This is a genomic window from Kitasatospora sp. NPDC114501 (assembly GCF_055633695.1).
This window is the reverse complement of record NZ_JBVKDS010000014.1, coordinates 199,181-223,810: the sequence shown is the minus strand read 5'-3', so window position 1 is coordinate 223,810 and position 24,630 is coordinate 199,181. Positions and strand designations below refer to the sequence as shown.

Annotated in this window: 24 protein-coding genes and 1 pseudogene; 11 read left to right on the top strand and 14 right to left on the bottom strand. The window is 73.4% G+C overall.

All coding sequences use genetic code 11. The annotated features are described in order from the left end of the window. Positions 1–19 precede the first annotated feature (19 nt). The 6 genes from ACZ7RU_RS26000 to ACZ7RU_RS25975 form a co-directional block, all read right to left on the bottom strand. Complete coding sequence (locus ACZ7RU_RS26000; RefSeq protein ID WP_470343372.1) at positions 20–1,099, bottom strand: NAD-dependent epimerase/dehydratase family protein; 1,080 nt, start codon at positions 1,097–1,099, stop codon at positions 20–22. Further along, positions 1,096–2,175, bottom strand: a complete 1,080-nt coding sequence (locus ACZ7RU_RS25995) for a glycosyltransferase family A protein (RefSeq protein WP_470343371.1) — start codon at positions 2,173–2,175, stop codon at positions 1,096–1,098. Before ACZ7RU_RS25995 ends, ACZ7RU_RS26000 begins: the two co-directional genes overlap by 4 nt. 11 nt (positions 2,176–2,186) lie before the next feature. Next, on the bottom strand, positions 2,187–3,797 hold the full coding sequence (locus tag ACZ7RU_RS25990) for a Rieske 2Fe-2S domain-containing protein (RefSeq protein WP_470343370.1): 1,611 nt from the start codon (positions 3,795–3,797) through the stop codon (positions 2,187–2,189). A 91-nt stretch (positions 3,798–3,888) separates the two neighbouring features. Then, entirely contained in the window at positions 3,889–4,134 is a 246-nt protein-coding gene (locus ACZ7RU_RS25985; protein ID WP_470343369.1) for a hypothetical protein, read from the bottom strand. Between the two features lie 106 nt (positions 4,135–4,240). Then, positions 4,241–4,381: a hypothetical protein gene (locus tag ACZ7RU_RS25980; RefSeq protein ID WP_470343368.1), complete on the bottom strand. Its 141-nt coding sequence runs from the start codon at positions 4,379–4,381 to the stop codon at positions 4,241–4,243. A gap of 351 nt (positions 4,382–4,732) precedes the next feature. Next, positions 4,733–5,797, bottom strand: coding sequence for a YncE family protein (locus ACZ7RU_RS25975; RefSeq protein ID WP_470343367.1), 1,065 nt, complete (start codon positions 5,795–5,797; stop codon positions 4,733–4,735). Between the two features lie 126 nt (positions 5,798–5,923). Here ACZ7RU_RS25975 and ACZ7RU_RS25970 point away from each other — a divergent pair, with 126 nt between their 5' ends. The 4 genes from ACZ7RU_RS25970 to ACZ7RU_RS25955 all read left to right on the top strand — a co-directional run bounded on the left by ACZ7RU_RS25970 (position 5,924) and on the right by ACZ7RU_RS25955 (position 11,533). After that, positions 5,924–6,847, top strand: coding sequence for a LysR family transcriptional regulator (locus ACZ7RU_RS25970; RefSeq protein WP_470343366.1), 924 nt, complete (start codon positions 5,924–5,926; stop codon positions 6,845–6,847). An 85-nt stretch (positions 6,848–6,932) separates the two neighbouring features. Beyond that, complete coding sequence (locus ACZ7RU_RS25965) at positions 6,933–7,415, top strand: hypothetical protein (RefSeq protein ID WP_470343365.1); 483 nt, start codon at positions 6,933–6,935, stop codon at positions 7,413–7,415. 146 nt (positions 7,416–7,561) lie between these two features. Next, positions 7,562–9,238: a multicopper oxidase family protein gene (locus ACZ7RU_RS25960; RefSeq protein ID WP_470343364.1), complete on the top strand. Its 1,677-nt coding sequence runs from the start codon at positions 7,562–7,564 to the stop codon at positions 9,236–9,238. A 357-nt stretch (positions 9,239–9,595) separates the two neighbouring features. Then, positions 9,596–11,533 (top strand): APC family permease, encoded by a 1,938-nt coding sequence (locus ACZ7RU_RS25955; protein ID WP_470343363.1) that lies wholly within the window; start codon positions 9,596–9,598, stop codon positions 11,531–11,533. 187 nt (positions 11,534–11,720) lie between these two features. On the opposite strand, the gene ACZ7RU_RS25950 is transcribed toward ACZ7RU_RS25955, so the two are convergent. Further along, positions 11,721–12,359 carry a transglycosylase family protein gene (locus tag ACZ7RU_RS25950; RefSeq protein ID WP_470343362.1) on the bottom strand — a complete coding sequence of 213 codons (639 nt, stop codon included), beginning with the start codon at positions 12,357–12,359 and terminating at the stop codon, positions 11,721–11,723. A gap of 360 nt (positions 12,360–12,719) precedes the next feature. On the opposite strand from ACZ7RU_RS25950, the gene ACZ7RU_RS25945 reads away from it, so the two are divergent. The 4 genes from ACZ7RU_RS25945 to ACZ7RU_RS25930 all read left to right on the top strand — a co-directional run bounded on the left by ACZ7RU_RS25945 (position 12,720) and on the right by ACZ7RU_RS25930 (position 17,212). Next, on the top strand, positions 12,720–14,312 hold the full coding sequence (locus ACZ7RU_RS25945) for a purple acid phosphatase family protein (protein WP_470343361.1): 1,593 nt from the start codon (positions 12,720–12,722) through the stop codon (positions 14,310–14,312). A 96-nt stretch (positions 14,313–14,408) separates the two neighbouring features. After that, positions 14,409–15,056, top strand: coding sequence for a lysophospholipid acyltransferase family protein (locus ACZ7RU_RS25940; protein ID WP_470343360.1), 648 nt, complete (start codon positions 14,409–14,411; stop codon positions 15,054–15,056). 359 nt (positions 15,057–15,415) lie between these two features. Continuing rightward, the gene (locus ACZ7RU_RS25935; protein WP_470343359.1) at positions 15,416–16,210 is read left to right on the top strand and encodes a tetratricopeptide repeat protein; all 795 of its coding nucleotides are present in this window, start codon (positions 15,416–15,418) and stop codon (positions 16,208–16,210) included. A gap of 84 nt (positions 16,211–16,294) precedes the next feature. Continuing rightward, positions 16,295–17,212: a phosphorothioated DNA-binding restriction endonuclease gene (locus ACZ7RU_RS25930; protein WP_470343358.1), complete on the top strand. Its 918-nt coding sequence runs from the start codon at positions 16,295–16,297 to the stop codon at positions 17,210–17,212. A gap of 106 nt (positions 17,213–17,318) precedes the next feature. Here the strand turns inward: ACZ7RU_RS25930 and ACZ7RU_RS25925 are convergent, their stop codons facing one another. The 3 genes and pseudogenes from ACZ7RU_RS25925 to ACZ7RU_RS25915 all read right to left on the bottom strand — a co-directional run. Continuing rightward, a complete protein-coding gene (locus ACZ7RU_RS25925) occupies positions 17,319–17,735 on the bottom strand; it encodes a GNAT family N-acetyltransferase (RefSeq protein ID WP_470343357.1) in 417 nt (138 codons plus the stop codon). Between the two features lie 297 nt (positions 17,736–18,032). Continuing rightward, positions 18,033–19,397 carry an NAD(P)/FAD-dependent oxidoreductase gene (locus ACZ7RU_RS25920; RefSeq protein ID WP_470343356.1) on the bottom strand — a complete coding sequence of 455 codons (1,365 nt, stop codon included), beginning with the start codon at positions 19,395–19,397 and terminating at the stop codon, positions 18,033–18,035. Positions 19,398–19,732: 335 nt separating this feature from the next. After that, positions 19,733–20,106: pseudogene (locus tag ACZ7RU_RS25915) on the bottom strand (transposase); the annotation flags it as partial. Here ACZ7RU_RS25915 and ACZ7RU_RS25910 point away from each other — a divergent pair. Next, the gene (locus ACZ7RU_RS25910; protein WP_470343355.1) at positions 20,026–20,571 is read left to right on the top strand and encodes an MBL fold metallo-hydrolase; all 546 of its coding nucleotides are present in this window, start codon (positions 20,026–20,028) and stop codon (positions 20,569–20,571) included. The pseudogene ACZ7RU_RS25915 and the gene ACZ7RU_RS25910 sit on opposite strands and share 81 nt — an antisense overlap. A 7-nt stretch (positions 20,572–20,578) precedes the next feature. Here ACZ7RU_RS25910 and ACZ7RU_RS25905 read toward each other — a convergent pair whose 3' ends face one another. Together ACZ7RU_RS25905 and ACZ7RU_RS25900 are read right to left on the bottom strand one after the other, a co-directional pair. Next, entirely contained in the window at positions 20,579–20,992 is a 414-nt protein-coding gene (locus ACZ7RU_RS25905; protein ID WP_470343354.1) for a peptidase inhibitor family I36 protein, read from the bottom strand. A gap of 157 nt (positions 20,993–21,149) precedes the next feature. Beyond that, entirely contained in the window at positions 21,150–21,476 is a 327-nt protein-coding gene (locus ACZ7RU_RS25900) for a hypothetical protein (protein ID WP_470343353.1), read from the bottom strand. Positions 21,477–21,664: 188 nt separating this feature from the next. Between ACZ7RU_RS25900 and ACZ7RU_RS25895 the strand changes: the two genes are divergently transcribed. Together ACZ7RU_RS25895 and ACZ7RU_RS25890 are read left to right on the top strand one after the other, a co-directional pair. Next, the gene (locus tag ACZ7RU_RS25895) at positions 21,665–22,516 is read left to right on the top strand and encodes a helix-turn-helix domain-containing protein (RefSeq protein ID WP_470343352.1); all 852 of its coding nucleotides are present in this window, start codon (positions 21,665–21,667) and stop codon (positions 22,514–22,516) included. Between the two features lie 13 nt (positions 22,517–22,529). Further along, positions 22,530–22,727: a DUF397 domain-containing protein gene (locus ACZ7RU_RS25890; protein WP_470343351.1), complete on the top strand. Its 198-nt coding sequence runs from the start codon at positions 22,530–22,532 to the stop codon at positions 22,725–22,727. 42 nt (positions 22,728–22,769) lie between these two features. Here the strand turns inward: ACZ7RU_RS25890 and ACZ7RU_RS25885 are convergent, their stop codons facing one another. Further along, positions 22,770–23,465, bottom strand: coding sequence for a sirohydrochlorin chelatase (locus tag ACZ7RU_RS25885; RefSeq protein WP_470343350.1), 696 nt, complete (start codon positions 23,463–23,465; stop codon positions 22,770–22,772). Beyond that, the gene (locus ACZ7RU_RS25880; RefSeq protein WP_470343349.1) at positions 23,465–24,586 is read right to left on the bottom strand and encodes a uroporphyrinogen-III synthase; all 1,122 of its coding nucleotides are present in this window, start codon (positions 24,584–24,586) and stop codon (positions 23,465–23,467) included. Before ACZ7RU_RS25880 ends, ACZ7RU_RS25885 begins: the two co-directional genes overlap by 1 nt. Between the last annotated feature and the right edge of the window lie 44 nt (positions 24,587–24,630).

Here is a 24,630-nt window from a genome sequence, read left to right as displayed (position 1 = left end):
TCCGTTCCCTTCGCTGCTGTCAGAAGAGGACCTTGACCGTGCGCAGGGCACCCTCGCGCCACCGGTCGGAGTGCGTCCGGCCGGTGGTGCCGGCCACGGTGGACCGGTTCGCGCGGTACCAGGTGAAGCTGCGCTCGATGGCGGTCGCGTTGGAGTGGCGGGGGGTGAAACCGAGCACCTCGCGGGCGTCGGTGATGTCGACGCAGGAGTCCCGGGTGAGCTTCTGGACGAGCCGGCCGTAGACCGGTGACAGCCGCAGGGCGGCCAGCGTCCGCAGGGCGGCCTTCGCCGGGCCGAGCGGCAGCGGGACGACCCGCCTGCCGTGGCCGGCGAGGTCCAGGACGACCTGGCAGTCCTCGCGGAACGAGCCGTACTCGGCCGCGCCGACGTTGAACTCCCGGTTGATCCGCTCGCCCGGCATGGTGAGCATCGCGGTCACCAGGTCGCAGAGGTCCTCGACGTCCAGCATCTGGTTGACGGTGTGGCCGCCCCCGAGGACGGGGAAGCCCCGGCCGTCCAGCGCCCAGTCGAAGAGCATCGCGAACACGCCGAGGCGGCCCGGGCCGATGAAGGTCTTCGGGCGCAGGACGGGCACGCACATGCCCCGGCTCCGGTGGTCGGCGCACAGCCGCTCGGCCGCGATCTTCGCGGCGTTGTACGGGTCGACCGGGACGAGCGGGTGGGACTCCGGGGTCGGCGTGCGCTCCGGCAGGCCGTACACCGCGGTGGAGGAGATGTGCAGCACCCGGTCGGTCCCGGCCCGCCGGGCGGCGTCCAGGACGGTGCGGGTGCCGTCGACGTCCACCGAGCGGATCTCCGCCGCCGGGTGGCTCGGCAGCGCGGCGGCGCCGTGCACCACCACGTCGGCCTCTGCCGTCAGCCGGCCCAGCAGGGTGCGGTCCCGGACGTCGCCGACCACCGCCTCCACGGAGGGCAGGGCGGCGAGTGCGGGCGGCAGCGGGCGGCGGTCGAGGGCGACCACCCGGTGCCCGGGGGAGCTGCCGAGCCGGCGGACCAGGGCGCTGCCGAGGAAGCCGGCCGCGCCGGTGAGCAGGACGCGCTGGGGGCGGGCGGCGGGTCGGGGGGTCTCGGTGGTCACGGGCGGCCTGCCGACGGGGTCGGTTCGCCGGCGGCCGTGGCCAGCGGCGCACGGGCGGCTGGGCCGGCGCCCGCCGGCGGCGGCTGACGCCGGTACAGCCGCCGGAACCGCGGGCTCAGCAGCCACTGGCCGGCGCCGACCGCCGCGCCCGCGGTGACCGCGGTGCCCGCCGCGAAGTGCAGCGCGGTGTACGCGACCGTGGTCGCGACCCCGCGTTCGCGCACCAGGAAGGCGTGGAAGCCGCGGTCGGCGAGCACGGCGCCGGCCGCCAGCGCGGCGGTGGCCGGAAGCGTCCGGCGGGACACCAGGGCGAGCGGCAGCGAGGCCGTCGCGCCGGCCGCGGCGAGCGCGGCGAAGGCCCGGGAGCGGGTCTCGAACCCGCGCATGAAGCCCCGGTGGTCCACGTAGAGCGGCACCCGCAGCCGCGCCCGGCGGAACAGCTTGCGGACCAGGGCGGGCAGCCGTTCCTCGTCGTTGTGCCGCCCGACCACCGCGGAGCTGAGCTCGATCCGGTGGGTGGCCGACAGCCGTACGCCGAAGTCGATCTCCTCGGTCTGGCGCAGGGCCGGGTTCAGCCCGCCGAAGTCCAGGAACAGCGACCGGCGGATGGCCGCCAGGGCCGAGAACCAGGGGGTGACGGTGCCTTCGGAGCTGATCCGCCAGTAGTACGACTGGAGGATCCGGTAGTCCCCGACCCGGGTGGTCGGCAGCAGCGGGTGCTTGTCGGTGATGCCGCACACCGACCCGATCTCCGGGTCGGCGGCCAGCCGCTCCACGGCGGCGGCGACCGAGGTCGGGGACAGCCCGACGTCGGCGTCCAGGAAGAACACGATCTCGCCGCGGGCCTCCCGGGCACCGCGGTTGCGGGTCTCGGCGGGCCCGGAGTTGCGCTCCTGGCGGACCAGTCGGCACGGGTACCGTTCGGCGACCAGGGCGGAGTCGTCGGTGCTGGCGTCGTCGACCACGACGATCTCGACGTTGGGGTAGGTCTGGGCGGTCACCGACTCCAGGCAGGCGGGCAGCGTGCGGGCGTCGTTGTAGAGCGGGATGACCACCGACACCAGGGGAAGGGTCATGACAGTCCTGTTCAGGCCGCGGGGATCTCGGGCAGGTCCGGGTCATCGTCGGACGGGTTCACCCGTGCCTCGCTGATGATCTTCCGGTCGTCACTGGTCAGGCAGCGGCCGGTGGCCAGGTCGAACTCCCAGTCGTGCAGTCGGCAGGTGAGCACGCCGTCCCGGTGGGAGCCGAACCGGACCAGGTCCGCCTTGAGGTGGGGGCAGAGCCGCTGGACGACGTAGTCGCCGGCCCGGGCGCGCTCCTCGGTCTGGCTCAACTCCGCGTAGTAGCCCTCGACGTAGGACATCCGCTCGGTCGAGAGGGAGGCGAAGAAGGTGGTCACGAACTCGTTGAAGGGCCCCTTGCGGGCCGCCTTGAAGCGGCAGGACAGGAACAGCTCGTTCGCCCAGTCGGGGCAGCGCTCGGCGACCAGCCGTTCCACCAGCGGCCGGGGCAGCTCGAAGCGGTAGCGGCACTCCTCGCCCGCCCAGCGGGTCACCCGGCGGTCCAGGAAGTCGAACAGGATCTGCTCGGTGTCCGCGCCCGGGGCCCCGGCCGCGTCCGGGCCGTCCACCACCTCGACCAGGACCCGGCCGTTGACGCCCGCGCAGGTGTGGTCGGCGTACCGCAGCAGCGGCTCCACCCAGTCCCGGAGGCTCGTCAGCAGGTCGGTGCGGCCGGTCGGCCAGCCGGCCTTCTCCGCGCGGATCCGGTCGGCCCGGCGGGCCTGGTAGTCGCGCAGGTAGCCGGTGCGGTCGTCGCGGATCCGGGTGACCGTCCGCTCGTCGACCTGCTCCAGCCGGAAGCCGCGGTCCGGGCCCAACTCGGTGGCGGTGCCGGGCAGGAACAGGTGGGCGTTGGCCACCCCGTGCTCGCGCAGGAAGTCCAGGAACACCCACTGGTCGGGGAAGATGTTGGCGTCGTCCCCGTCCAGGTCGTTGAGGTGGAAGAGCTCCTCGTCCAGGAAGCAGGGCGGCCCGGCGAACGGGAAGACGTGCTCGGCGCCGTACTGCTCGACGTAGTTCAGCGCGCGGGCCATGCCGTTGCGGCGCTTGCGGCGGCCGACGGTCTGCTTCATCCGGGCGGGGAAGTCGTACACCATCGGGTACCAGATCGCCCCGGAGTACTGGAGGAAGTGCCCGGCGAGCGGCCCGAAGGACCTGATCCGGGGCTCGTCGACCGGGCGGGCGTCGTTCTGGTTGAGGATCCTGGTGCCGTTGTCGTCGACGAGGATCGCGGAGTCGCCGATCGGGCCGTCGGTCGGCGAGGTGAGCGCGTTGACCATCACCTGGACGCCGCCGTCCAGCGGGGTCGGTTCGAGGTCCCGGGTCTGCACGAAGTGGCGGAAGCCGAGGTCCTCCAGGGACGTCCGCAGGTCGCGGACCGGGAAGTCCGGCAGCAGCACCACGGTGTCCTTGGACATCCGGGTCCGCAGCCACTCGGCGTCGAAGTGGTCGTGGTGGAGGTGGGAGACGTACAGGTACTCCGCGGTGTGCAGTCGGGCCGTGTCCATCGCCTCGTTGTCGGGGAACGGGAACCAGGAGGCGAAGAAGGCCGGATTGAACCAGGGGTCGCACAGGATGCGCCCGGCACTGGTCTCCACGAGCAGGCCGGCGTGGCCGACGGATGTGATGCGCATGAGTCTCCAAAGGCGGTCGAGCGACTTCGGGAGGAGGCGGATCGCGGGGGCGGCGGACCGGGGGCGACGGCCGTGGGGAGCCGCCGGGCCGTCAGCGGGCGCCGTGCGGCGGGCGGGCGGGGCGGTCGAGCACGTTGAAGTCCGCGACGGCGAACCGGGCGAGCACGGTCGGCCCGGCGACGGCCCGGTGGGCGATCGCGATGGCGCGGCCGACGGCGTCGACCAGATCGCAGCCGGCCAGGTAGAAGGTCAGCCGGACGCCTCGGGGGGTGAGGTGGACGTGGACGTGCTCGACGCCGTCGCGCGCGGACGTGACGCCGTCCAGGGCCGCGAGCACGGCCCCGGCGGTCGGCCGGGCGTCCGCCGAGCCGCCCGCGGGGGCGGTCAGCAGGACGCCGACGAGGTGAACCGGAGGTCCCGGGAGGTGTGGGGAGACCGGCCGGTCAGCCCCAGGAGAAGCCGCTGCCCGGCGAGGCCTGGACGGCCTCCGGGGCCGGACGGCCGGGGAGCGGGACGGCCGGTGCCGTGCGGCGCCCGGTCGTCGCCCGGTGTGCGGGACCGCGGGAACGCGCGGAGGTGAACATGGGGAAGTCCTCCGAATCGTAGGGGGATTCGGGCCGCGTTCGTTCGTCCGCGGCCTCTGCGGTCCCAAGATTCGCACGCGTCCCGGTACGCTCACACGGGTTCCGGGGTGACACCAAACGCGTGGCAGCTTCGGGCCAGTTCCGGGACGCCGGACCGACCCCGACTGAACTGCGGAGCAGCGGTCTTGGCAGGTTTCGGTCAGGCGGAAGCTGTCAGCTCCCGGCCGCCGGGCGTCCCGCGATGTGGACACCCGGCCGTTCAGGCGCCGCCCGTACGGCGGAACGCCCCGGGCCCCTCGCGCGGAACTCCGGCGCGAGGGGCCTGGGGGCGGTGTGGAGGAGCGCTCGGGATCAGGCCGGACGGGGGAGGTAGGCCAGGCCGTGGGCGCCCGGGTCGGCGAGCTTGGGGATGGTCAGGCGGGAGACCGGGGTCAGGGTGGCCAGGTCGATGACGTCGACGGTGGAGGAGAGCACGCTGGCGACGTAGGCGAGTTCGCCGTCCGGGGAGGAGGTGATGGTGAGCGGGAAGAGGCCCACCTCGACGGAGCCGATCCGGCTGTGGTCGTCGGCCGCGAACACGGTGAGCCGGCCCGGGAGTTGACGGCCCAGGGCGTTGGCCGGGTCGGGCGCCAGCCGGACCTCGCCGGCCAGGATCCGGCCGGTCGAGGTGAGGTGCACCGGCAGGGCCGGGGAGTCCGTGGGGAGGACGGCCGTGATGGTCGCGGTCGGGACGTCGATGACCCGGATGCCGGGGGCCGCGCCGGGGGCGGTGGCGGTGGAGAGGTACGGTCCGGCGGCGTAGACCCGGTCGCCGTCGGGGGAGACGGCCAAGCCCTCGCTGCCCGGGACCTCGACCTTGGCGGTCAGGACGCCCTTCTCGAGGTCCACGACCGAGACGAAGGGCGCCTCCTTGTTGGTGGCGAAGCCGGTCCGGCCGTCCGGGGAGATGGCGAACCAGTGCGGGCCGGGAGCGTCGGTGTCGATCCGGCCGATCGGGCGGCGGGTCTCGGTGTCGATGACCACGACGCCGCCGGGGCGGTCCTCGCCGCCCTCCACGCTGACGTAGAGGCGCCGCCGGGCGGTGTCCAACGCCAGCCCGTGCGGGCCGTGTTCGGGCGCGAGGTCGACCACCTCGACGATCCGGCGGGTGTCGGCGTCGATGACGGTCAGCTCGGTGCGGCGGCCGCTGTTGGCGTGGTAGTAGCCCGAGTGGTACGCGCTGGTGCACCAGAGCAGCCGCCGGGTCGGGTCGAAGCACAGCTCGTGCGGCTCGGCGAGGACCTCGACGGTGTCGAGGAGCCGGTCGGTGGCGGCGTCGAAGAACGAGACGGTCGGGCCGCTCTGGCTGACGACGGCGAGGACGTCGCCGGCGCGGGAGGCACGGGAGGCACGGGAGGCGTGGGAGGGCTGGGACATGAGGACTCCTCGGAAGGGGTTCGCGGTCGTCTCCACCTTCGTCGGCGGCACCGGCGGGAACAATGCAAGAATCGGCATCGGATAGTTGCCCAGGATGCAAAGACCCAGCTCGGGAGCGTGCGGTCGATGGACCTCAACCTGCTGCGGGCCCTGGACGCCCTGCTCCAGGAGAACAGTGTGACCCGCGCGGCCGAGCGGCTCGGCACCTCGCCGGCGGCGGTCAGCCGGATGCTGGCCCGGCTGCGCCGCGCCGTCGAGGACCCGCTGCTGGTGCGCGCCGGGCAGGGGCTCGTCCCCACCCCGCGGGCGCTCGAACTGCGGGAGGAGGTGGCCGCGTTGCTGCGCGGCTGCGACGACGTGCTGCGGCCCGGCGCCGGGTTCGACCCCGTACACCTCGACCGCACCTTCACGGTGCAGGCCGGCGAGCTGCTGCTGGCCCGGACGGCCGGACCGCTCGCCGAGCGGGTCCGGGCCGAGGCGCCTCGGGTGGACGTGGTGTTCCTGCCGGAGAGCCTGGAGGGCGGCCCGGCGCTGCGGCAGGGCCTGGTGGACGTGGAACTGGGCGTGCTCGGACAGCTGGACCCGGAGATTCGCACCCGCGGGCTGCTGAGCGCCTCGCTGGTCGGCCTCGCCCGGGGCGGCCACCCGCTGTTCGACGGCCGCCGGATCACCGCCCGGCGCTTCGCGGCCGTCGACCACATCGGCGTCTCCCGGCGCGGCAAGCGGCTCGGCCCGATCGACACCGCGCTGGCCGGGCTCGGGCTGCGGCGCCGGGTGGCGGTCGTCGTGCCCAGCCACACCGGCGCGATGCTGCTGGCCCGGGACAGCGACCTGATCACCCTCGCCCCGGCGGACTGGCTGCCGGACACGATCGCCGCGCTGGGCCTGCGCACCTTCCCGATCCCGCTCGAACTCGCCCCGCTGGAACTGGGCATGGCCTGGCACCCGCGCAACTCGGCCGATCCGGGCCACCGTTGGTTCCGCGAGCACGTGGCGGCCGCGGTGCTGGGCGCCGGTCCCCGTGGCGCAGGGGAGAGCCCGGGAGGGTGAACGCGGCGCCCGGCGCGGCCCCCGGCGTGAGTTCGGTATACCCTGCCGGGGTACGCGGAGGCGGGTCGTCGACGGGAGGCGGAGGATGGTGCGGTCACGGCCGTTCGGCCCGCCGGTGCCGTGGGCGCCGCGCCTGCTGCTGCTCGCCGCCCTGCTGCTCGGCATCGTGACCATGCACACCCTCGGCCACCCGGGCGGCGGACACGGCGGCGCTGTCGGCGCCGGCGGGCACGAGGGGGCCGGGACGCATGCCTCCGCGACGCACGTCTCGCCGGCGCATTCCGGGGGTGCCGCACACCACGGCCGGGCCGTCGAGCCCGCAGCGGTCCCCGCCGTCGACCCCGCCGCCGTCGACCCCGCCGCCCCCGGCGGCATGGACCCGATGGCGGTCTGCCTCGCCGTCCTGTCCGGCTGGACCCTGCTGCTCCTCCTGGTCGGCCCGCTGCTGCGCCGCAGCGGTGACGCCGCCGCCGAGGTACGGGCCCGGCTGCTGCGGGCCGTCCGCGCCCTGCCCCCGCCCGGAGGCGGGCGGACACTCCTCACCCGGCTCTCGGTGCTGCGCCAGTAGTCGCGCGCCCGCCGTCCCGTGCCCGCGCCCGCCCGATGGCGCCCGCGCGCACCTCCACGCGCCCGCTCGCGCTCCGCGACGCCCGCGCACGGAACGGCCGACGCGACGTCCTGCACACCCACACACCGCACGAGGTGCACTCCGCCATGCGCACACCCACCCGTCGTACCGTCCTCGGCGCCGCGCTCGCCGCCGCCGGGACCGGCCTGCTCACCGCCTGCTCCTCCGACTCCATGAAGGGCATGGACCACGCGTCCATGAACCACGGCGCCACGAGTACCACGAGCGCCATGACCGGCCCGACCGGCCCGTCCGCCGCCCCGGCCGGCTACCTCGCCCCGAACGGCCCCGAGGTCGCCGCCGCCGAGGCCCGGCGCAACCCGGGCCCGGAGCGGAAGGTCGCGCTCACCGCCACCGAGACCACCCTCGACCTCGGCGGCCGTACCGTCCGCAGCTGGGCGTACGGCGACCGGCTGCCCGGCCAGGAGGTGCGCGCCACCCTCGGCGACACGCTCGCCGTCACCCTCGCCAACCACCTGCCGCAGTCCACCTCGCTGCACTGGCACGGCCTCGCGCTGCGCAACGACATGGACGGCGTGCCGGGCCTGACCCAGGCCTACGTCAGGCCCGGAGCCTCCTTCGAGTACCGCTTCGCGCTCGCCCACCCGGGCACGTACTGGTTCCACCCGCACTCCGGCGTCCAGCAGGACCGCGGCCTGTACGCCCCGCTGATCGTCGAGGACCCCAGGGAGCCGCTGGCCTACGACCGGGAGTGGGTCGTCGTCCTGGACGACTGGGTGGACGGCGTCGACGGCAGCACCCCGGACGCCGTCCTCGCCGAACTCGCCCAGGGCATGGGCGGGATGGACCACTCGGGCGGCTCCGGGCATGACCTGGCGGGGACGCCGGGTCACGACATGGCCGGGACGCCGGGTCACGACATGGCCGCGATGCCCGGCACGGCCCCGGCCGGCCCGCCCGCCGCCTCCGCCGGTCCGGCCCGGATGCTGATGGGCGCCCGGAGCCCGCTGCTCGGTGGGGACGCCGGTGACGTCGCGTACCCGTTCCACCTGGTCAACGGCAGGCTCGCGACCGCCCCCGAGACCTTCACCGCGAAGCCCGGCGACCGGATCCGGATCCGGCTGATCAACGCGGGCGGCGACACCGCCTACCGGGTCGCCCTCGGCGGCCACGAGCTGACCGTCACCCACACCGACGGCTTCCCGGTCGAACCGGCCACCACCCAGGCGCTGCTGCTCGGCATGGGCGAGCGCTACGACGTGCTGGTCACCGCCAAGGACGGCGCCTTCCCGCTGACCGCGCTGGCCGAGGGCAAGAACGCCACCGCCCTGGCCGTGCTGCGCACCGGCGGCGGCGCAGCGCCCGACGCCGCCGTCCGCCCGGCCGAGCTGGACGGCCGGCTGGTCACCGCCGGGCAGCTCAGGGCGGCCCCGGCCGTCCGGCTGGCCGCCGGACAGCCGGACCGCACGGTGAGGCTGGAACTCACCGGCGGGATGGCGAGGGCCGACTGGGCGTTCAACGGCCGCAGGTACGACCCGGCGCAGCGCTACCCGGTGGCGGCGGGCGAGCGGGTACGGCTGGAGTTCCGCAACAGCACCACCATGTGGCACCCCGTCCACCTGCACGGCCACAGTTTCGCGCTGCCCGGCGACGGCCCGCGCAAGGACACCGCGGTCGTGCTGCCGGGCGCGACCCTGGCCGTCGACTTCGACGCCGACAACCCGGGCCTGTGGATGGTGCACTGCCACAACGTCTACCACGCGGAGACGGGCATGATGACCGTCCTCGGCTACCGGGCCTGACCCAGGCTTCCCCCCCCGAGGAGAAATTCGCCGGGTCTCACCCCGGGAAGGACCCCGGACCGTGCCGCCGGTTCGGGGTCCTTCCGTTCCCGGCACCCGGCCCACCGCGGTGTGCCGACGGCGCCGACCCGCGCGGCCATGACGTTTTCTTAACGCGGGCCGATGGCGGATTCGCAACGCCCGTCGCATAGCGTGTCGCCCTGCCGTCGCTCGACGGCGTTTTCACGGGGTCTTTTAAACAAGAGGTGCAAGGTGGTTTCGTCGGGTTCGACGGAGACGGCGGAGACGGCGGAGTCGGACGCGTCGTCGGACGCGCCGTCGGCGCGAATACGCCTCCGCAGCTGGTTGCTGGAGGACGTGAGCGAGGCGAAGCCCGCGCAGCGGTCCACCGCCGAGGGTGCCCCGGAGGCCTCGCCCGAGGGCGCGGCGGCGGGGGACCCGGCCGCGCACGGTGCGCACCCCGGCCAGCGCTGGTGGCGGGTGATGTGCCTGACCGGCCTGGACTACTTCTCGACGCTCGGCTACCAGCCGGGCATCGCCGCCCTCGCGGCGGGCGTGCTGTCGCCGATCGCCACCATCGTGCTGGTGGTGGTCACCCTGCTGGGCGCGCTGCCGGTCTACCGGCGGGTGGCCAGGGAGAGCCCGCACGGCGAGGGCTCGATCGCGATGCTGGAGCGGCTGCTGTCGTTCTGGAAGGGCAAGCTGTTCGTCCTCGCGCTGCTGGGCTTCGCGGCCACGGACTTCCTGATCACCATCACGCTGTCGGCCGCCGACGCGAGCGCGCACCTGGTGGAGAACCCGCACCTGACCGGCGCCCTCGGCGGCAAGCAGGTGCTGATCACGCTGGTCATGGTGGCGCTGCTCGGCGCGGTCTTCCTCAAGGGCTTCAGCGAGGCGATCGGCCTGGCGGTGTTCCTGGTCGGCACGTACCTGGTGCTGAACGTGGTCGTGGTGGCCGTCGGCCTCTGGAAGATCATCGAGGCGCCGCACGTGGTCACCGACTGGACGGACGCGCTGACCGCCCAGCACGGCAATCCGATCGTCATGGTCGGCGTGGCGCTGGTGACCTTCCCGAAGCTGGCGCTCGGCCTGTCCGGCTTCGAGACCGGCGTCGCCGTGATGCCGCACATCAAGGGCGGCCCCGAGGACACCGAGGCGAACCCGGCCGGCCGGATCCGCGGCGCCCGCAAGCTGCTGACCACCTCCGCCGTGATCATGAGCTGCTTCCTGATCGCCACCAGCTTCATCACCACGCTGCTCATCCCGGCCGACCAGTTCAAGGCCGGCGGCGACGCCAACGGCCGCGCCCTGGCGTACCTGGCGCACGAGTACCTGGGCGGCGCCTTCGGCAGCGTCTACGACCTCTCCACCATCGCGATCCTCTGGTTCGCCGGCGCCTCCGCCATGGCGGGCATGCTCAACCTGCTGCCCCGCTACCTGCCGCGCTACGGCATGGCTCCGCACTGGGCCCGCGCGGTGCGGCCGATGGTGATCGTGCTGACCCTGATCGGATTCCTGGTCACCTGGATCTTCGACGCGGACGTGGACGCCCAGGGCGGCGCGTACGCGACCGGTGTGCTGGTGCTGATCAGCTCCGCCGCCATCGCGGTGACCATCGCCGCGTACCGCAAGCGCGAGCGCGGCTGGACCGTCGCCTTCGCGGTCATCTCGGCGATCTTCCTCTACACGACCGTGCTCAACGTGCTGGAGCGGCCGGACGGCCTGAAGATCGGCGCCTGCTTCATCGCCGGGATCATCCTGGTCTCGCTGCTCTCCCGGCTGCGCCGCGCGTTCGAGCTGCGCGTGACCAGCGTGGCCCTGGACGACACGGCGGAACGTTTCATCAGGGACTACGCGCACCGCCCGCTGCGGCTGATCGCCAACGAGCCGAGCCACCGCGACGTCGCCGAGTACCGCGACAAGATCCGCCAGATCCGCGCCGACAACGACATCCCCGGCGAGGACGACCTGGTCTTCGTCGAGGTGACCGTCCGCGACGCCTCCGACTTCGAGGCCGAGCTGACCGTGCGCGGCGAGGTGCTGCACGGCCGCTACCGGGTGCTGACCCTGGAGAGCTCCAGCATCCCGAACGCGCTCGCCGCGCTGGCGCTGAACGTCCGGGACCGTACCGGGCAGCAGCCGCACCTCTACTTCGAGTGGACCGAGGGCAGCCCCTTCGCCCAGTTCCTGCGGTTCTTCCTGTTCGGGCAGGGCGAGGTCGCGCCGGTCACCCGCGAGGTGCTGCGCGAGGCCGAGCCGGACCGCTCGCGCCGCCCGCGCGTCCACGTCGGCTGACCGGCCCGTACGGCCCGCCCCCGCCCGTTCAGCCCGCCCGTACGGTTCACCCGTACAGCCCAGCCCGACGGCCCGCCCGCTCCTGGTGAGCGGGCGGGCCGTCGGCGTGTTCCGGGATACCCCTCCCGGCGTGGCGCCGCCCGCGCCGGAGCGGGCGCGGGCGGCGGGTCGGGGCGGGCCGGCGGGGTCAGGACGGGAGGTCGAGGACCAGGCCGGGATGGATGAGGTCCGGATCCTCCCCGATGGCGGCACGGTTGAGCTCGTACAGCGCGGGCCAGCCGCCGGGGACCCGCAGGGCCTCGGCGAGGTCGGCGAGGGTGTCGTTCTCGCGGACGGTCCAGGTGCCGTCCTCCGACGCGGCCGGGGCCGGGGCGACCCGAGCCGGGGCGACCCGGGCCGGAGCGGCGGCGGGGGGCGCCAGGACGGTCCCGCGGCCGCCGTGGCCGCGGGCGGCACGGGCGCCGCAGACGGGCCACGGGGAGAGGCCGCGGCGGTCGGCGAGGTGCTGGGCGACGGCGATCTGCTGCTCGCGGGTGGCGAGGTCGGCGCGCGGGGCGTACGCCAGGCCGCCGTTCTCCCGCCAGGTCGGCTGGTCGAACTGGAGGCCGCCGTAGTAGCCGTTGCCGGTGTTGATGCGCCAGTTGCCGCTGCTCTCGCAGGCCGCCACGCGGTCCCAGTCGTACGAGCCGTCGCCCGCCCTCCCGGGGTCGGAACCGCCGTCGCGGCCCGGTGGCGCGGCGTGGGCCGCGGGGGCGGCGGCGAGGGCCACGGACAGGGCGCAGAGCGCGGTCGGGACGATGCGGCGCAGACGGGCGGTGGCAGGCATGGGCGGCTCTCAGGCTCGGGGACAGGACCCGCGCCGTCCGCGGACGGCGCCCTCCCACCCAGGCACGCCGGACGGGGCGTTTCGCCGCCGACACGTCCGACAGGTCACCCGCACGGCGGCCCAGGGCCACTCCGGCGGCCCGCGGCCGATCGGCCGTCACCCTCGTCACCGGGCGCCCGCACCCGTCCCGTCGCCGGGCGCCCGCACCCGTTCCGCCGTCCAGGCCGATCCGGCCGATCCGGACCGGGCCGTGCGCGGAGGGGCGCCGGTAGCCCGGCGTTCAACTTCCCTTCCTCGGAAGCGAATTCGAGGGCGTCCACCCTCTTGTCATAGGTTAGTGAAGTTTCCTAACTTGATGCAATGTCCGAGACACCGCAGCACTCCCGGCGTGAACTCCTCCGAGCCGGCGCGATCGGCGGAGCCGCCCTCACCGCCGGCGGGCTCCTGCTGCCCGGCACCGCCCTGGCCGCCCCGCGTCCCACCGGCCCGCGTCCTACCGTCCTCGACACTCCGACGGCGCCCGGCACCCCGACCGTCCCCGCGCCCCGCGGCGAACGGACCGCCGGGTCCGCGCTGCGCCCCTTCGGCCGGCACCTCGCCTACGGGGCCGACCCCTCCCAGCAGGTCGTCGTCTCCTGGCAGGTGCCGGACGCGGTGACTGCCCCCTTCGTCCGGATCGGCGTCCAGCCCGGCGAGTTCGGCGCCCCGGTCGGCGCCGAGGTCCGCACCCTGGTCAGCAAGCTCTCCTGGCAGCACCCGGTCGAGGACCAGCCCCTGATCAAGCCCACCACCGTCACCCAGTACTACCTGCACGCCCAGCTGGACCAGCTGATCCCGGACACCACCTACTACTACGTCGTGGGCCACCAGGGCTACGACCCCGCAGGCCAGCACACCCGGCTCGGCGACGTGGCGAGCTTCCGTACCGCGCCCGCCCCCGGACGCGGCGCCGGATTCACCTTCACCGCCTTCGGCGACCAGGGCATCGGCTACAACGCGGCCGCCACCGGCAACCTGGTCGCCGGCCTCGACCCCGCCTTCCACCTCCACATGGGCGACCTCTCGTACGCCAACGCCGGCGGCAGCGGCAAGACCAGCGACGCCTACGACGCCCGGCTGTGGGACTCCTTCTTCGTCCAGAACGAACCCGTCGCCGCCAGGACCCCGTGGATGCCGGCGATCGGCAACCACGAGATGGAACCGTGGTACGGCGCCGACGGCTACGGGGGCATGCGCGCCCGCTTCACGACGCCCGACAACGCCTGGAGCCGGTCCACCGGCATCTACTCCTGGCGGTACCAGAACGTCGGCCTGATCAGCCTCGACGGCAACGACGTCTGCTACAACACCCCGGCCAACCTCGACTACACCAAGGGCAAGCAGAAGAAGTGGCTGGAGAGCCGGCTCGCCGCGCTCCGCGCCGACACCGGCATCGACTTCATCGTCGTCTACCTGCACCAGTGCACCTACTCCACCTGCCACGACAACGGAGCCGAACTCGGCGCGCAGCAGGACTGGGCCCCGCTGTTCGACAAGTACCAGGTGGACCTGGTGCTCAGCGGCCACAACCACGTCTACGAGCGCACCGACCCGATCCGCGCCGGCAAGGCCACCCGCAAGGCCGCGTCCGGCGAGACCGTCGACCCGGTGAAGGACGGCACCACCTACGTCGTCGCGGGCGGCGGTGGCGGCGGGCTCTACTCCTTCCCCGTCTCCGACACCTACCTCGGACACGAGACGAAGAACGACAAGGCCGTCCCCATGGTGGTCTCCGAGCGGGACGGCCACGAGCAGACCGTCAAGGTCACCTGGTCCAGGGTCCGCTACACGGGGTACTGCCTGGTCGCCGTCGACGTCACCCCGGCCGCCGCGGGCAAGCCCGCCCGGATGGAGGTGCGCTCCCTCATGGAGGACGGGACGGCCGTGGACCGGATCACCGTGCAGCGCGGCTGACCCGGTCCGGATTGAGTACTCCTACTCAGGCGGCCGGCGGCGGCGCCCGACGAGCATGGAGGCGTCACTTCGCCGAAGCCCCACGAAGGAACCGCCATGCTCAGCCGGATCGCCGCCGCACTGGTGCCCGCCCTCGGCCGTCTGTCCGTCACGTCCGAGGTCGCGGGCCCGGTCGCCCCGGGCAGCATCGTCGCGGCCAACCACAGCTCGCTCGCCGATCCCGGCGTGGTGCTGGCCGCACTGCGCCGGCTGGGCACCGAGCCGGTGGTGATGGCGACCGCCGGGCTGTGGCGGGTCCCGCTGCTCGGCGGGGTGCTGCGGTCCGGCGGGCACATCCCCGTCCACCGCGGGACGGCCCGGGCGGCCACGGCCCTCGACTCCGCGGCGGCGGCCCTCGCGGTCGGCCGGGTCGTCCTGATCTACGGCGAGGGCGGCCTGCCCGAGCGCCGGGACCCCCACGACGCCGAGCCGCGCGCCTTCCGCACCGGCCTGGCCCGGCTCGCCGCGTCGAGCGGCGCCCCGGTGGTGCCGCTCGGCCAGTGCGGCGCCCGCCGCCTCAGCTCCGGCGGCACCGCCAAACAGCTCGCCGGCTTCGCCACCGCCCCCCTGCGCCGCCCCGCCCTGCACGTCCACCTCGGCACCCCGCTCCACCTGGCCGGCGACATCCCCGCCGCCACCGCCGCCGCCCACCACGCCGTCACCGCCGCCTGGCGCACCGCACAGCGGCGTGTCGGTGCGGGGTGAGATGCTACGGAGCCCCGGGAAGGCCACCCGGGGACTGACGTCAGGGGAGGCGTATGTGGGCGGGGAGCCGGCCATCGACTGGGAGCCGCAGTACCGGGGGGACCGCACGCGTCCCGAAGTCCTCGCGTGCTTCCGGCAATTCGTCTCCGCTCCGGACGCGGAGGGGCTGGCCGCGCTGAAGGAGTCGGCGCTGACGGCCGACCCGCTCTCGGGGGACCTGCACGCGCTGGCGTCGGCCTACCTGGTCACGGGGCAGTTCACGGAGGCGGTCCCGCTGCTGGAGTTCCTGACGGACGCCGGGCCCGCAGGACCCGGCCGCGCGGTGCGACCTCGCCACCGTCTACACCCGCATCGGCGGCGTGGACCGGGCGGCCCGGGAGTTGGAGCGCGTCCTCGCGGCCCACCCCGACTGCGTCGCCGCCGAGCGGCAACTCGCCGGAGTCCGGGCCTGGTTGTGTTGGCACGAGGCTTCGGTCGACCTCCTGCGGCAGCAGGCCGGCGTCCTCTCCGAACTGGTCGCCGACGGGCCTGGTGGCCCGAGCGAGTGGCTCGCCCTGGGGAGGGTGCTGTACGAGCTGGCGACGGTCCCGCGCAGCGGGGTGGACTGGCCGGACGTGGTGAGCGCCCTGGAGCGGGCCCACCGGCTCGACCCCGACCGCGAACAGGTGCTGGAGCTCCTCGCCGCGGCGGCGTACCAGGCGGGCGACGAGGCGCAGTGGCGGGCGGCGGTGCTGGGGCTGATGCGGGTCGCTCCCGGCTCCGACCACCTCGACCACTGGCGCACGGCCCCGCCCGCCGTCGCGCCCGACCCCGACCGGCTGCTCGCCCTCGCCGCCGACCCCGCGGAGATGCACGGCGCCGTCCGTGACCTCCGGGCGCAGTACCGGACGAACCCCAACAACCTGGACGTCCAGCGCTGCGTGGTGCAGGCGGAAGTCGGCCTCGGCAACGTGGCCGAGGCGCTGTGGCTGGCCGAAGGCCTCGCCGCCGCCCCGGGGCTCGACTTCTACGGGCACGGCGCCCTGGCGATGGTCTACGGGATGCTCGGCGACAGCCGGGCGCACCACCATGCCGCCGTGGCACTGGAGTCGGCGCCGGACGAGGACGAACGGGCCGAGTTCCGGGCCCAGTACGGCGGCCTGGGCACCGCCTGACGGCGATCGTGGAACCAGCTGCACCGCTCGTCACTTCGGCCTCGCGGTGATCACGGCACCAGACCCCGGACTACGCTGGCCGGCATGGACTGGCTCGACCGGGTGGCGCGGCTGAGGCGCTGGACGAACAACGGTGTGCGCGCGCCGCACAAGCCGCTGCTGCTGCTCTACGCCCTGGGCAGTTACCAGCAGGACTCGGACGGCGAACTGCGGTACAGCGCCGTGGAGGAGGAGCTGAAGCGGCTGCTGGCCGAGTACGGGCCGTCGCACCCGACGACCCCGGCCTACCCGTTCCACCACCTGGTCAGCGACGGGGTGTGGGAGGTCCGGACGGATCACGGGCCGGGGAGCCCCGGCAGCGGGATCGGGATCCTCCGGTCGAGCGGGGCCACCGGCCGGCTCGCGCCCGCGCTGCGGACGGCGCTCGGCGAGGAGCCGGCGCTGCTGGGGCGGATGGCCCGGGTGCTGCTGGACGCCCACTTCCCGACGTCCCTGCACGCCGACCTCTGCGAGGCGGTCGGCCTCGACCTGGAGCTGGCCGAGACCGGAGGCGTGGGCGGGGCCGCCCTTGCGGCCCGGCGCCAGCGGGACCGGCGGATGCGTGAACTGATACTCACCGCCTACGAGTTCCAGTGCGCGTTCTGCGGCTACGACGGAGCCCTCGGGGCGAGCGCGGTCGGTCTGGAGGCCGCGCACGTGCGCTGGTGGTCGCACGACGGGCCGGACGAGGTCGACAACGGCCTGTGCCTGTGTTCACTGCACCACAAGCTGTTCGACAAGGGGGTGTTGGGCCTGGGGGAGGGGCACCGCATCCTGGTCTCCGAGCGTTTCGTAGGCCGCAGCGAGGCCAGCCGTCGGCATGTCCTCGCGCTGTCCGGTCGGCCGGTGATCGGTCCGCAGCGCGGCCGCCCGCCGGTCGCGGACCGGCACCGGGAGTGGCACGTGCGGCAGGTGTTCCACGGCGAGCCGCGGCAACCGGTGGAGCAGGCACAGTTCGCGTAGGCGGGGCTCGCTCCGTGCTCGTTCCGGCGGAAGTCGAGCCCCCTGCGCGGTCGGTGCCCGCCGGGCCGCCAGCCACCCGGTGCGGAACGGGATCCGTCGCGTCGGTCTACGGCTGATCGAATGTCCAGGTGAGTACCACCTGTCCAGCTTCCGGGACGCCGCCGGCGCGGCGGTACGTCGCCAGTGCCGCCGCATTCTCCTCGTCCGTGACCGTCCACACGCCGTAGCAGCCCCGTTCACGTGACAGGTCCGCAAGCGCCGACACCAGAGCCCGGCCGACGCCACGCCCACGGAACGACTCGTCCACACCCAGCTCGTACAGGAACATCTCGGTTCCCTTGTCCGGATGGGTCATCTCGACACCGGTGACCATCCCCGCCGGGACGTCGTCCACGTAGGCGATCAGGAGGTGATGGCCCTCGTCCGTCAGGAACCGCTCAGTGGCCTCCCGCCCTGGGGCGGTGTCGAAGAGATGTCCAGCGGCGTCGACCGCCTCGACCCGAGTGACACGACGAATCTCCATCCGAGGATCCTGACACGTTCCGGAACCGGGGGACCACTTCGCCGCCGAGCGGTCGCAGCGTTCGACGGTGTTGCGGAGCCGGTGGACACGCCGGTCGAACTCTGGTGGCCCGCACGCCGTGTGAGCCGCGGGCGGGGTGGTTGTCGGCGTGGTCGACGGGTTCGGGGACGGTGTGCCGGATACCGCGTCCGCGCAGGTGGGCGCGGATCCTGCGGGAGCTGTAGCCCGGCGATGTCGTGGTCGTGGCGGGTGGCGATCTCACGCCACGCCGTCACAGATCAGGAGTCGCCCCGACCTTCAGGAGTTCCCGCGCCTGCCACGACGGAGCGTCCGCCGGGCCAGCGTCTTGCTGCCGTTGAAGAGGTCGTTGAACCGGTCCAGCCCCCAGATGGCGCGGAGGACGAACGGCTGCATCAGCAGCGACATCGACGGTGAGTACTTCGTGGCGTCCGACCAGATGCCGGCGAGGTCCTCCGGCATTTCACCGTCGACGATGTAGTCGGCGAGCTGGTGGGCCACGTACGGCACCTGGCAGAGGCCGTGGCCGTTGCAGGCCATCGAGTAGAAGACGTTGTCGCCCACCTGCCCGGCGACGGCCAGCCAATCCGGGCTGATGCCGATCCAACCGCCCCAGGCCCGCTCGATGGCCACGTCGGACAGCGACGGGAACCGGTTGGCCAGGTCCTTGCCCATGTCCTGCACGACACGGGGGTCCGGGACCCGGTCCGGGAGCGGGTAGGCCCGGTTGCGCTGCGCTTGGCGGACCCCGCAGACGATGGTGTTTCGCTCGGTGAGCCGGTAGTGGGTCATCAACTGGTGCTGGGTGATGATGCCGGACCGACTGGTCCAGCCCAGTTCGGCGAGCCGCTCCGGTGCGATGGGTTCCGACTCGATCTCGATGACGTACAGCGGCGTCGCGAGGTTCCTGGGCGTGATGTCCCACTCGCCGCCGTAGACGCTGGTTGCGAGCACCACCTTGTTGGCCCGCACGGTGCCGTGCGGTGTCGTGATCTCGACGGTGCGGCCGGTCCGCCGGACATCGCTCACCCGCGTCTGCTCGAAGACCGCGGCCGGGGAGGCGAGCAGCGCGCGACGCACACCACGAGCGAGCTTGCCCGGGTTCAGCATCCCGCCGATGGATTCCCGCATGCCGCCCACGAAGCCGGCGGGGAGACCGAGTTCTTCTCTGCCGCCGACGGTCCCGCGCCCACCGAAGGCGCGCAGGATCGCCGCCTGAGTGCGCACCCTGAGCATCATGAGGGGTGAGACCGCGCCCCACACCAGGCCGTTCGCCACGTAGTCGCAGTCGATGTCGTGCGTTTTCATGAGGTCTTCCACGTAGCGGCCCGCGTGCTCCGCCAGTTCGGTCATGACCCGCATCTTCTTGGGGGACTGGAGGGTGAGCATCCGCAGGTCGCCACCCGGCGCCCCGGCGATCTGACCTCCGTTGCGCGAGGCCGAGCCGTAGCCGCAGAACTCGGCCTCCAGCAGGACCACGTCCTGGTCGCGCTCCGCGAGGCGCAGGGAAGCAGCCATGCCACCCATGCCGCCGCCGATGACAGCGATGTCACAGGTGAGATCGCCGTCCAGCGCGGGCTGCACGTCGTCCGGCGGGTCGATCCAGCCGGTGAAGTTGCTGTATTCCGTGCCGTCGGTCCTCATGCTGTCCTGGTCTCCATTTTGGGAGGGTGTGTCTGATTTTTATGCTCCGCGTCAAGGCATGCTCGGCATAAACCCCGCCTGCGGCGGTCGCCTCGTACCTCACTGTCGCCAGCCACGGCCGCGGCGAGAACGACACTGAGCACCTGCTTTCCCTGAGGGCGGTGCACGGTGCACAGGCCGGCCGTGTCCTCGCGCTCATACGCTGCCCGAGTCGGGGTGGATGCCGTCGAGGAGTTCGAAGTGGTGATCATCGGAGCGGGAATCTCCGGGATCGGCGCGGCCGGCTGTTTCAGCCGACAGCGGCCCGATAGGCCGCTAGGTTCCGCCGTGAAATGTCAGGTCCGAATCAGGAGTGACGCGAGGGCGACGGCTGCCTCGTCGGATTCGGCGGTCTCGTCGTGGCGGGTGGCGATAGCACGCCGCTGCCCCAACCGGTTGAAGCATCGTTCCACGACGTTGCGGTGCTTGCACGTCTCGCGGTCGAAGGCCGGCGGGCGGCCCCTCGGCTGCCGCGCGGGGCCCGGTTGCGGGCCTGGTCGGCCCGCTCGGGAATCGTGTGCGGGATACCGCGTCGGCGAAGCCAGGTACGGATCGCTCTCGAGCTGTAGCCCTTGTCGTCCATGACGTGATGGGGCCGGACACGGGGCTGGCCCGGCCCGATCCGCGGCACCGAGATCCCTACCATCACGGCGGTGAACCGGGTGCAGTCCCGGCCTTCGCGCTGTGCGTCGAGGCTTCGGGACGGTCGCTGGTCCACTCCGGGGACACCGCACCGTGCGCCGGCCTGACACAGCCGGCCGACGGATGCGACGCGTTGCTGTGCGAGGCCGGGATCGCCCAGGCTCTCAGTGACGGTGACCAGGTGCACCACACGCCCGAGGAGGCCGGCGAAACCGCCCGAGCGGCTCGGGCCGGCCGGTTGATCGTCACCCACGTCGGACGGTCCCGCACGCCATGGCAGGCGGTGGCTCGCGCCTCCGCCCGCTTCGACGGGCCCGTCGACCACGCCGCGCCCGGAGCCGCCTTCCGGATCGCTCCGGCGGCGGGCGCCCCCGAGCGTTCGAGGAGCCGACCTCGTCCGACGCGTGCGCCGGCGCTGCACGAGCGGCAGCCGGGGTGGGAGCGCTGTACCGCGAACCCCGAAGGCCCCGCGCGGGGCCTTCGGGCCGACTGATCGAGCGTCAGCTGTACAGTCGGGCGTCGTTGTTCGCGGCGGTGTTGAGGGAGCCCGCGTACCCCGATCCGTAGGCCACCCAGAGGCCGTCACTGACCCTGCTGACCCACACCGTGTGGTCGGTGTTGTTCACGATCGAGGCGGCGTTGTCGTACATCGTCACCCCGTAGCCGGAGCCGTTCGCGTAGCGGGCGAACGTGTAGTTGTGCAGGTCGAGGTTCTGGTTCGGCGAGAAGTTGTCGAACGATCCCCAGCCGTTGGTCGGCGAGTTGTAGTAGAGGCAGACACTGCCGCTCGGGCACGCCTCCACCCCGCCCGGCCCCGCCGCGTAGGCGCTCCCGGTGGCCGTCGCCACCGCGCCGGCCGTCATCGTGGCCACCGCCGCGATCGCGGCCGTGCGCCGTCCGATCCTGATGCGCATTCCGTACTCCCGTCCCAGTCGACAGTGCAGGAAGGCCGGGCGGGCCGGGTCCTTTGCGGGCCGTCCCCCGAGGCCTCGAACAGGCTGGCACGGGTACCTCGTCGGCGCTACGGTTTCGCGCGGTTCCGCTTGTGGACAGATGTGGAGGGTTGCTGCGTCAGGCGGCTTCGCTGCGGTGTGTGGCGGCGGCATCCGGCCGCGCGAGCCAGACGAGCCGGGCGGTGATGCCCGGCCGCCGGGAGAAATGGCGGAGGGCCCGCCCGGGCGACGCGAGGGTCAGATGCGTCCGGCCGTCGACCCCGATCACGTGGGTCCGGCCGCCGGAGTCGGTGAGCCCCCAGGCCGCGACCCACCCGTCGGAGTCCTCGCCGCACACCTGGACGACAGCGAACAGCCGGGGCGCGGTGTCGAGCACGAGTCCGCAGAGCTCCTGCTCGAAGGTCAGATTGGCCGGGTGGGCGTTTTGCGAGGGCGCAGCAGTCATGGAAGTCTCCTACGTGAATGGGAGTTGGACGCGGCGCTGCTACCGTCACCGTCGGCGAGCAGGCTCTGACGCAGCATCAAACTATCCAGTCGGTAGTATGTAGTCCACCGCCATTGCGGAATTCATGGCACCACCACTCCAAGGGGTGAACCACGCCGGCCACGGCGAGCAAGGGAAGGGAGCAGCGGATGCCGCCCAGCAAGATCCCACCGAGCATCCGGCAACGGCGCCTCGGTGTGGAGCTGCGCCGGTTGCGTGAGCAGGCAGGACTGTCGGCAACCCGGGCTGGGGAGTTGCACGGTGCGACGCAGTCCCGCATCAGCAACATCGAATCCGGTGGGTATCCGGTGAGTGCGGATCGGGTACGGACGTTGGCGCGCCTCTATGGCTGCACGGATGACGCCCTGATCGAAGCGCTGACCCGCATGACCGGCGGCCGCACCCGCGGCTGGTGGGAGGAGTACCGCGAGATCCTGCCGGCCGGAGCCCTCGACCTGGCGGAGGTCGAGCACCATGCGCAGTCGATGCGGATCGTCTCGGTGGTTCACATCCCCGGTCTCCTCCAGACCCCTGAGCATGCTCGCGCGCTCTTTCGGGATGTCGTCCCGCCGCTGTCGCCGCCCGAAGTCGAGCACCTTGTCTCTCATCGGATCAAGCGACAGACGGTGCTCTTCGGCGAGCGACCGATACCGCTGTCGGCCATCGTCCATGAGACCGCCCTGCGCATGTGCTTCGGCGGCCCGGAGGTTGCGCGTGCTCAGCTCGAACACCTGCTGACCATGAGCGAGTACCCGCAGATCGACCTGCGTGTCATCCCGTTCGGTACCGGCAGTTATCCCAGCTCCGGCGCCGGTATCGTGTACTTCGCCGCTGAGGTCGCGCGGTTGGACACCGTTCAGGTCGATGGCGATCGATTCGAGTTCATTGACACCGAGCCGCAGCTGATCAAGTATCGAGCCGTGTTGGATCGGCTGGAGGCGAGCGCGCTCAAGCCCGACGCGTCTCGCGAGCTGATCCGCCGTACCGCCCAGAGCATGTGAGACGGGAAACAGCATGGCCGTTCAGAGCTGGCAGAAGTCATCGTTCAGTGGCGACACTGCCAACTGCATCTACGTCTCAGCAGTCGCCGACACCATCGTCAGGATTCGCGAGAGCGATGACCCCGACGTCGTCCTCACCACTTCGCCTGGTGCGCTCCATGCCTTCCTGTGCGGCGTCAAGGCAGGAGAGTTCGACCACCTGGCAGCGTGAGAAGTCGGCCCGGCCGACTTCTCACGCACGCCAACGGACCGTTCAGGCGGCCGACCGCCCCACCGCCGCCGCCCGGGCCTCGTCGTAGCGCCGCAGCACCAGGCGGGCGAGGGCCGGGTGGGCGCCCAGCGGGGCGCCGGTCCAGCGCGCCGCCGTGGTGGCGGCGCGGCGGGCGAAGAAGCCGGGGGAGAGCAGGTAGCTCGCGAGGGCGACCTCGGGGTGGCCGGCCTCTTGAAGAGCTGCGACGGCCTGGTGCGGGGTGGGCGTTGCGGCCGACAGGTGCGACGGGGTGACCGGGCGGCCGAGGCGGGCGGCCAGCAGCGCCGCCATCCGAGCGGTGTCGGCGACGGCCGTGGCGTCGGACGACCCGGCGCCGGCCAGCACCACGGGCGCGTGCGGCGGAGCGCCGGCCTCGGCCAGGCGGTCCGCGAGGGCCTCGGCGAGCAGCGGGTGCGGGCCGAGCGCGGGGGCGAGGCAGGAGGGCGAGAGGTCGAAGGTGGCCAGGGCATCCGGGAGGTCGACCCGCAGGTGGTAGCCGGTGCCGAGGAGCAGCGGTACCAGGATCGGCCGCGATCCTGCGAATCGGTCGAGCGCCTCGGCGAGCGACGGCCGGGCGAGGTCCAGGAAGCAGCAGCGGACCGGCAGTTCGGGCCGGAGCGAGCGAACCGTCCGTAGCAGGGCGCGGATCGACGTGCTCGCCGCCCGGTCCCGGCTGCCGTGGGCGACGGCGAGCAGCATCAGCCCGCCGCCAGCCGGTAGCCGCGCTTGGGGACCGTCCGGATCAGCCCCGCGTGCGACCCGAGCGCGGCCCGCAGCCGGCCGACCGCCGCCTCCACCGCGTGTTCGTCGGCGCTCGCGTCCGGCCAGGCGGCGCGCAGGAGTTCGGCCCGGCTGAGCACCCGGCCGGGCCGCTCGGCGAGGGCCCGCAGCACGGCGGCGCCGCGCGGGCTGAGCCGGTGGCTCTCGCCGTCGACCAGGACGGCGTTCCCCTGGAGGGTCAACACCCTCCCGGGCAATGGGATTTCGCGCCGGGAGCGGACCGGCAGGGTGTCCGCGAGCAGCCGGACCAGGGCGCCGAGCCGGCCGCGTTCGGGGTGGACGGCGGGCAGGCCGAGCTCGGTGAGCGGGCGGGCGCAGAGCGTGCCGACGCAGACCGGCAGGACGTCCGCGCGCAGGGCGTCGAGCAGCGCCTCGCGCAGGCCCTCCTCCTCCGCCGCGGCGAGAAGCGCGGTGATCGCGGGGGCGCTGGTGAAGGTGAGCGCGTGCACCTGGCGCCGTACGGTCTGGTCGAGCAGGCGGCGCACCGCCCCCGGGTCCTCCGGCGGTGCCCAGCGGTACACCGGGACGGAGATCACCTCGGCGCCGCGTTCGCGCAGCGCCGCCGCGAAGGCGTCCAGCCGGACCCCGTGCTCCTGGACGGCGATCCGCCGCCCGGCCAGCGGGCGAGCGAGCAGCCAGGTGAGCAGTTCGTCGGTGGCCTCGGTGGCGGGGGACCAGCCCTCGTCCAGCCCGCTGGCCCGGACCGCCCCGGTGGCCTTGGGGCCGCGGCTGAGTACCACCGCGCCGCGGCAGGCCTCGGCGAGCGCGGTGCCCCGGCCCCAGCCCTCGGCGGCGCTCATCCAGCCGCGCCAGCCGACCCCGGTGGTGGCCACCACGTAGTCGAGCGGGGCGGCCAGGCAGCGGTCGGTGGCCTCGCGCAGGGCGAGGTCGTCGGCGAGCGGCAGGATGCGCAGCACCGGGGCCTCGACCACCTGGGCGCCGCGCCGGGTGAGCAGTGCGGTCAGCTCCTCGCGGCGGCGCGCGGCGGTGACGCCGACGGTGTAGCCGGTGAGGGGCCCCGGCTGGGTGAGGGTTGCCATGCCGGTCAGCCTCCGCCGCGCGTGTTACGGGGGCATTGCCCGGC